Origin of the sequence: Flavobacterium sp., from assembly GCF_044338735.1 — a bacterium.
Lineage (GTDB): Bacteria > Bacteroidota > Bacteroidia > Flavobacteriales > Flavobacteriaceae > Flavobacterium.
Genome location: NZ_JBIIWV010000102.1, coordinates 1 through 7,960, shown reverse-complemented (window position 1 = coordinate 7,960; position 7,960 = coordinate 1). Strand labels below are relative to the sequence as shown.

The following is a 7,960-nucleotide window of genomic DNA, read 5'->3' as shown; positions in this document are numbered from 1 at the left end:
TTACCAATTAATTCCAACACGTTATTATAGGCTTTTATTTCTTGTTTCATAAAAAATAAATTATCTGAGGTGGGTAATTATTAGTTACCTCAAATCTCTGCAAATTTAACAAAAAAAGTTTAACTACTTCTTAATTTTTTCTAAATCTAATAAAAAAGCAAATTCCTTTGCCAATTCCTTTAATGCTTCAAATCTTCCTGAAGCACCACCATGACCCGCATCCATGTTGGTATCTAGAAATAATTGCTTATCATTTGTTTTTAGTACTCGCAATTTTGCTACCCATTTTGCAGGTTCCCAATATTGTACTTGCGAATCATGCAAACCAGTTGACACATACATATTTGGATAAGCTTGTGCTTTCACTTGATCATAAGGCGAATATGATAACATATAATCGTAATATTTCTTTTCATTTGGATTACCCCACTCATCATATTCTCCGGTAGTTAGTGGAATTGTGTCGTCTAACATGGTTGTAATCACATCGACAAAAGGAACTTGTGCTATAACTCCGTTATATAATTCAGGAGCCATATTTACGATTGCTCCCATTAATAATCCGCCGGCCGAACCTCCTTCAGCATAAAGATGTTCGGGAGAAGTATATTTTTCTGCAATGACAAATTTTGAACAATCCACAAAATCAGTAAATGTATTTTTCTTTTTTAATAATTTTCCGTTTTCATACCATTCTCTTCCTAAGTCTTCACCACCTCTAATATGAGCAATGGCGTAAATAAATCCTCTATCCAATAAACTTAAACGAGTTGATGAAAAATAAGGATCCATAGTGGCACCATAAGAACCATAAGCATATAATAAGAATGGATTTTTACCATCTTTTTGAATTCCTTTTCGGTAAACGATAGAAATTGGCACTTTAGTTCCGTCTGTTGCGGTTGCCCAAATTCGCTCTTCGATGTAATTATTTTTATCAAATTTACCTCCTAAAACTTGTTGCTCTTTCAACACTTTTTTCTCTTTCGTTCGCATATTGAAGTCAATTACAGAAGAAGGTGTTGCCATAGATTGGTACCCATAACGTAAAATTTCAGTATCAAAATCTATATTAGTGGTGGTGGAAGCGGTATACGTTTCAATGGCGAAAGGCAAATAGTATTCACCTTTTCCGTTCCAAGGTCGAATTTGAATTTTATTCAATCCATTTGAACGTTCTTCAACCACTAAATAATCTTTAAAAATATCGATACCTTCTAATAAAACATCTTTTCTATGTCCAATCAAATCCGTCCAATTTTCAGCCGAAGTAGCTGTTTCTGGAGTCTTCATCAGTTTAAAATTGGTTGCTTTATCTTTATTGGTAACAATATAAAAACTATCACCATAATGCGAAATTGAATACTCTAATCCACGAGTTCTTTTTTGGAAAATTCTAAATGCACCATTTGGATTTTTAGCTTCTAAAATTTGATATTCAGAAGTTAAGGTGCTTGACGAACCAATTACCAAATATTTCTTAGATTTTTCTTTGTAAACATATGTATTAAACGTATCGTCTTTTTCATGAAAAACTATAACATCAGCATTTGCATCAGTACCTAAAGTGTGTTTGAAAATTTTATCCGAACGTAATGTTTGTATATCGTTACGAGTATAAAATAAGGTTTTATTATCACTAGCCCAAGTTGAACCTCCAGTAGTATTTTCAATTTTTACGGGAAGAATTTCACCTGTTTCTAAATTTTTAATTTGGATCGTATATTGTCTTCTAGAAAGTAAGTCTACACCAAATGCAGCCCACTGGTTATCTTCACTAATACTAATTCCCGATAGATTAAAATAAGATTGCCCTTTTGCCATTTCGTTGCAATCGAACATAATTTCTTCTTTCGCTTCTAAACTTGCTTTCTTACGAGAATAAATCGGATAATCTTTCCCCGTTTCATAACGAGTAATGTAATAATAACCGTTATATAAATATGGAACCGAACTATCATCCTCTTTAATGCGCGATTTCATTTCTATAAACAAATCGTCTTGCAACGGTTTGGTATGTGCAGTTGAATTTTGGTAATATTCGTTTTCTTTATTTAAGTAATCAATAACTTCTGGGTTTTCTCTTTCGTTTAACCAGTAATAATTATCAATTCTTTTATCTTCGTGTTTTTCAAGAGTTTTAGAAACAATTTTAGCAACAGGAGGTTGTATTTTATCAGACATTTTATTTGTATTTACTTGACTATAAACAGGAGCAAAAATAAGACAACCAAAAAGGAAATACGTGATTTTTTTCATGAATTATTTAATTATTTATTTAATTGCTAATTTACTATTTTTGTTGGAATAAAAAAAGATATGTTGGGAGATATTATGGAAATGATTGGTAAATTAAAAGAAATCCAACAAAATATTGAAGAAACTAAAAAACGTTTAGACTTTGTTTTAATTGATCAAAAAAGTAAGAAACTGTTTAAATAATTAACAACTACAATTGTGATTCAAAAAACCAAATTACTAGTTATTTTCCTTTTTCTAAACTACTTCTCCTTTGCGCAAGTATCGGTTTGCAGTTGGAACATCATGAATTTAGGAAAGTCTAAATCAAATAGCGAATTAGAAGTTATGGCAAATGCAATAAAAAGCTATGATATAATTGCTGTTCAGGAAGTAGTTGCGGGTTACGGAGGTTCTCAAGCGGTGAGTCGATTGGTTTCTATTTTAAACACAAAAGGTTCAAAATGGGATTATACAATAAGTGATCCTACTACAAGCAAAAATCCTTCTAGTCAAGAACGTTATGCATTTATCTGGAAAACAGCACAAGTTAAAAAAATTGGAAAATGTTGGCTTGACCAAAACTATGAAAATGAAATAGATCGAGAACCTTTCATGGGAACATTTGATTACCAAGGAAATACCTTTACTTTAGTTTCTTTTCATGCAGTACCAAAGAAGAAAAAACCGGAAACGGAACTGAAATATTTTAAGTTTTTTCCAAAACATTATCCAAAACTCAACTTAATATTTTTGGGTGATTTCAATTGTCCGCAAAGTCATACCGTTTTTAATCCGATAAAAAACAATGGCTTCGCTCCTATTTTAGTCAATCAAAAAACCAGCTTACGCCAGAAATGCATTCAAAACGATTGTTTGGCTTCTGAATATGATAATTTGTTTTATGACAAACAGAAAATAAAAATTTCACAAAAAGGAATTGTTCCTTTTTATGAAAGCTTTTCTTCTGTTAAAGAAGCTCGAAAAATATCAGACCACGTGCCTATTTGGTGTACTATAATTTTTAAATAACCCTCTATTCTTTTTCGATTGCAATTAAAGTAATTCCAATTTAGAAAACACTTCCATTACATATTCGTGCATGACTTCTTTATAATCTAAATGTGTTACAATACGCAACTTTCCGTGCCCCATCGAACTAATTAAAATTCCTTTTTGTTTCAATTTTTCCATGAATAGCTTTTCATCAACTGATGGTTGCAATCCAAAAATCAAAATATTGGTTTCCACAGATTCTACATTGGCAACCCAAGGCATTTTTTCCAACAAACTGCCTAACTCTCTAGCACGTCTATGATCAATCTCTAATCGAGTTAAATTATTTTGTAAAGCATATAAGCCAGCTGCCGCTAAATAGCCCGATTGACGCATTCCGCCACCAAATATTTTCCGAATACGTAATGCTCTTTTCATATCTTCCTTAGTTCCCAATAAAATGGAACCCACAGGAGCACCCAATCCTTTCGACAAACAAACTGAAATCGTGTCAAACAACTCGCCAAATTGCTTCGGATGTTGTTTTTTAGCTACTAAAGCATTCCACAAACGCGCGCCGTCTAAATGATATTTCAAATTGTTTTCGGTGCAAATTTGCTTTATTGCTTGTAACGTTTCAATATCATAGCAAGCGCCACCACCTTTATTGGTTGTATTCTCAATACTTACTAATGATGTTAATGGTGCATGATAAAAATCAGGATCGTTAATAGCATTTTTTACCAAATCGGCTGTAATCATTCCACGTTTTCCATCAACCAAACAACACGAAACGCCGCTATTAAAAGAAGCACCTCCACCTTCATAATGATAAATGTGCGAATATTTATCACAAATTACTTGTTCACCAGGCTGAGTATGCAATTTAATCGCCGTTTGATTTGCCATCGTTCCCGAAGGAAAAAATAAAGCCGCTTCCATCCCAAACAAATCAGCCAACGTTTCCTCTAACTCATTGACTGTAGGGTCTTGCTTATACACATCATCGCCTACTTTAGCATTAAACATTACATTTAACATCTCTACAGATGGCTTGGTTACCGTGTCACTTACTAAATTTATTTCCATATATCAATCAGATACCTTATTTTTGATAAAATTTTTAGGAGCTAATTCCCGCTATACGTTTCAATCTTTTCATTTTTTTTATAAAAAACAAAAAGGATTTCCACTATTATCGGGGCTATGGCATTCCTTTTCAAAACAAAACTACAATATTTATGATAAATACAGAACATGTCAGAGATATTATTGATCGCCTTGGTGCGTTAAGGAGGTATCTTTGACATTGATGCCAAAACGATTGAGATAACTAACGAGGAAGAAAAAACCTTTGCCCCTGATTTTTGGAATAACGCACGTGAAGCCGAAATCATAGTCAGAAACCTGCGTTCTAAAAAGAAATGGGTAGAAGATTACAATAAAGGAATGGAGCAAGTGGAAGAACTTCAAATCATGTTAGATTTCTTCAAAGAAGATGCTATTTCAGAAGAAGAAGTTGAAGCGCATTATGACATTACCATCAATCACATTGAAGATTTAGAATTTAGAAACATGCTTTCCGATGAAGGAGATAGCATGAGTGCTGTACTTCAAATTACTGCTGGCGCTGGTGGAACCGAAAGTTGTGATTGGGCTTCTATGCTTATGCGAATGTATTTGATGTGGGGCGAAAAACAAGGATACAAAATCAAAGAATTAAACTTTCAAGAAGGAGATGTTGCGGGAATAAAAACCGTTACTTTAGAATTTGAAGGTGATTTTGCTTTTGGTTATTTAAAGGGTGAAAACGGCGTTCATCGTTTGGTCCGAATTTCTCCTTTTGATAGTAACGCAAAACGCCATACTTCTTTTGCATCAGTATACGTATATCCATTAGTTGACGATACTATCGAAATTGAAATCAATCCAGCCGATATTGAAATTACAACTGCCCGCTCAAGTGGTGCTGGGGGTCAAAATGTAAATAAAGTGGAAACCAAAGTTCAATTGGTTCACAAACCTACTGGTATTCAAATTCAATGTTCAGAAACGCGTTCGCAACACGATAATAGACAACGGGCTATGCAAATGTTGAAATCACAGTTATACGAAATTGAGTTAAAAAAACAACAAGCACAACGCAGTGATATCGAGGCCGGTAAGATGAAGATTGAATGGGGTTCACAAATTAGAAACTATGTAATGCAACCCTATAAACTGGTTAAAGATGTACGATCTGGAGTTGAAACAAGCGATGTGGACGGCGTTATGAATGGTGAAATTGATAAATTTTTGAAAGGATATTTAATGATGATGGGACAGAAAGAAACATAAAAAAAGAGGATATTTTCATATCCTCTTTTTTATATATTAAATGATCATTAAATAAATATTTTTAATAAAAAGTAAATTAAGGCTGCTAATAATGCAGATACAGGAATGGTTAAAATCCAGGCCCACAATAACTTAACGGTAACTCCCCATCGTACAGCTGAAACCCTTTTGGTTACTCCTACTCCAATAATTGAACCTGTAATGGTGTGTGTAGTTGATACCGGAATTTTAAAATGCTCCGTTGTAAACAAGGTTAAAGCTCCTGCAGATTCTGCAACAACGCCTTCAAAAGCAGTTACTTTTGTAATTTTAGAACCCATCGTTTTTACAATTTTCCATCCACCACTTAAAGTTCCTAAAGCAATTACCGTATAACAAGTTAATGGAATCCATGAAGGCATAACACCGTCAATCTTAATACCATCCTTATCTGAAGGTAAAACAACGTTTAGGTCTAACCACCCCGCAGATAAATCAATATCTGGGTTCGTTTTAATATAAACGGCAACAGCTGCTGCAATAATACCCATTACTTTTTGAGAATCGTTACCTCCATGTCCTAAACTAAATGCTGCCGAAGACAATAATTGCATTTTCTTTAAAACAGCTTCCGCTTTTGCAGTTGATAAAATACTAAAAAACAAATTAAAAAGAGCTAAACTATAAAATATAAAGGCAACTAAAAACCATTTTATGTTATGAGGTTCTGTAATAACACTCCAAAATTCACTTTCAAATCTTGGTTTTTTAATTTCTTCAAATGGAATCATTACCGAATATAAAAACCATGATACTAAAGCCATAAACAAAAGTGTAAATAACTTTGGATATATATTCTTTTTAGAGGAATACATCAACCACAATGAAATAAAATAGGAAATAATCATTCCTAATAAAGGAGCAAAAATGATAAATATGATTACAATTACAACTCCAGAAGGAACCAACTCGCCTTCCTTAGCTGCTTTGAACCAGTTTACAATTTTAAAACCAGCATGTTCAGGATCAGTTACACTTGATAAACCATGTGCAATTGCAGCACCGGCAAATCCGCCAATCAATGTATGAGAAGAAGAAGATGGAATTCCCTTTAACCAAGTAATAATGTTCCAAATAATAGCAGCTATAACTCCCGCTAAAATTGTTATCAAATCTATACTACTCGTGTGAGCAGTTTTTGCAACGGTGTCTGCAACTCCAAAACCAAATACCCAATAAGCTAAAAAATTAAAAAATGCCGCCCAAAGCACTGCTTGAAATGGAGTTAATACCTTTGTTGCAACAATTGTTGCTATTGAATTTGCTGCATCATGGAAACCATTAATGTAGTCAAAGACTAATGCTAAAAATATGATGATGAGTAATAATGTAAAATCCATAATAAGTTTTATTAAACAATTATGAATGTTTTACAGAAATTTGCTCCATTATATTGGAAACATTCTTACATTTATCGGAAGCAGACTCTAATGCAGACAAAACTTCTTTATATTTAATTATGTTTTTTGCATCATTTTCATTTTCAAATATATCAGCAACTGCTTTGTCAAAAACAACATCCGCTTTACTTTCTAATTTGTTTATTTTTATGCAAGTCTCCTTAATTATTTTATGATTCATTTTTTTTAATTCAATGATTGAAATACCAATTAATTGACAAGCTTCCAAATTGATTTCGGTTAATTTACGAATCGATTTTGTAATTTTATCTACTTGATATAATCTAATCCTACTTGAAGCACCTTGCATATAATCTGCGACATCTTCCATAGATTTAATTAATGAATGAATGTCTTCTCTGTCAAAAGGCGTGATAAAATTTTTGCTTAATTCTATATTTGTATTATAGGTAATTTCTTCAATATTAGCTTCTAATTCGTCAATTTTTTTAAAATAATCTTCTCGTTCGTCTTTGGGAGCATTAACTGCTTCATGAAGTGTTTCTGCTAATAAAATTAAATTTGCTGATGCTTGCTCAAACAATGGAAAGAACTTTTTGTCTTTCGGAACAAAAAACTGAAAAATATTATTTAATGTCATTTTATATTTATTTTATGACGCAAATTTAATCTTTCAATGTTAATTAAACATTAAATATGATAATCAATTTAAAAAAATCAAATTATCAATAAGAGCTAATATTAATATTGAATTTCGTAATTTTACCCTGATATAAAAATTCATCCAAAATGGACATCAATTTCAACAAAAACGAAGATCATAATAAGTTATTACTTTCCAATTTAAAAAACCGCTTTGCTCAAGTAAAGTTAGGCGGAGGAACCAAGCGAATTGAAAAATTACACGCTGAAGGTAAAATGACAGCTCGTGAACGAATTGCTTATTTGTTAGATGAAAAATCAAAAAGTATTGAAATTGGTGCATTTGT

The 7,960-nt window shown here is 32.4% G+C and carries 6 protein-coding genes and 1 pseudogene; 3 read left to right on the top strand and 4 right to left on the bottom strand.

The features are described 5' to 3' along the window. Positions 1-123: 123 nt before the first annotated feature. Positions 124-2,184 (bottom strand): S9 family peptidase, encoded by a 2,061-nt coding sequence (locus ACIQZC_RS07540; protein WP_396138623.1) that lies wholly within the window; start codon positions 2,182-2,184, stop codon positions 124-126. A gap of 273 nt (positions 2,185-2,457) precedes the next feature. On the opposite strand from ACIQZC_RS07540, the gene ACIQZC_RS07535 reads away from it, so the two are divergent. Continuing rightward, positions 2,458-3,270 (top strand): endonuclease/exonuclease/phosphatase family protein, encoded by an 813-nt coding sequence (locus ACIQZC_RS07535; protein ID WP_396138622.1) that lies wholly within the window; start codon positions 2,458-2,460, stop codon positions 3,268-3,270. A 24-nt stretch (positions 3,271-3,294) separates the two neighbouring features. Here ACIQZC_RS07535 and ACIQZC_RS07530 read toward each other — a convergent pair whose 3' ends face one another. After that, entirely contained in the window at positions 3,295-4,323 is a 1,029-nt protein-coding gene (locus ACIQZC_RS07530; protein ID WP_396138621.1) for a threonine aldolase family protein, read from the bottom strand. A 152-nt stretch (positions 4,324-4,475) separates the two neighbouring features. Between ACIQZC_RS07530 and prfB the strand changes: the two genes are divergently transcribed. After that, positions 4,476-5,571 (top strand): peptide chain release factor 2 gene (prfB, locus tag ACIQZC_RS07525; protein ID WP_396138620.1). Its coding sequence is split into 2 segments (ribosomal slippage): positions 4,476-4,535 and positions 4,537-5,571, totalling 1,095 coding nucleotides; the frame shifts between segments, so codons are not numbered across the junction. Between the two features lie 47 nt (positions 5,572-5,618). Here prfB and ACIQZC_RS07520 read toward each other — a convergent pair. Continuing rightward, the gene (locus tag ACIQZC_RS07520; RefSeq protein WP_396138619.1) at positions 5,619-6,950 is read right to left on the bottom strand and encodes an anion permease; all 1,332 of its coding nucleotides are present in this window, start codon (positions 6,948-6,950) and stop codon (positions 5,619-5,621) included. A 19-nt stretch (positions 6,951-6,969) separates the two neighbouring features. Further along, entirely contained in the window at positions 6,970-7,611 is a 642-nt protein-coding gene (locus tag ACIQZC_RS07515) for a DUF47 domain-containing protein (protein ID WP_396138618.1), read from the bottom strand. 149 nt (positions 7,612-7,760) lie between these two features. Here ACIQZC_RS07515 and ACIQZC_RS07510 point away from each other — a divergent pair. Continuing rightward, positions 7,761-7,960 (top strand): annotated as a pseudogene (locus ACIQZC_RS07510) (acyl-CoA carboxylase subunit beta); the annotation flags it as partial.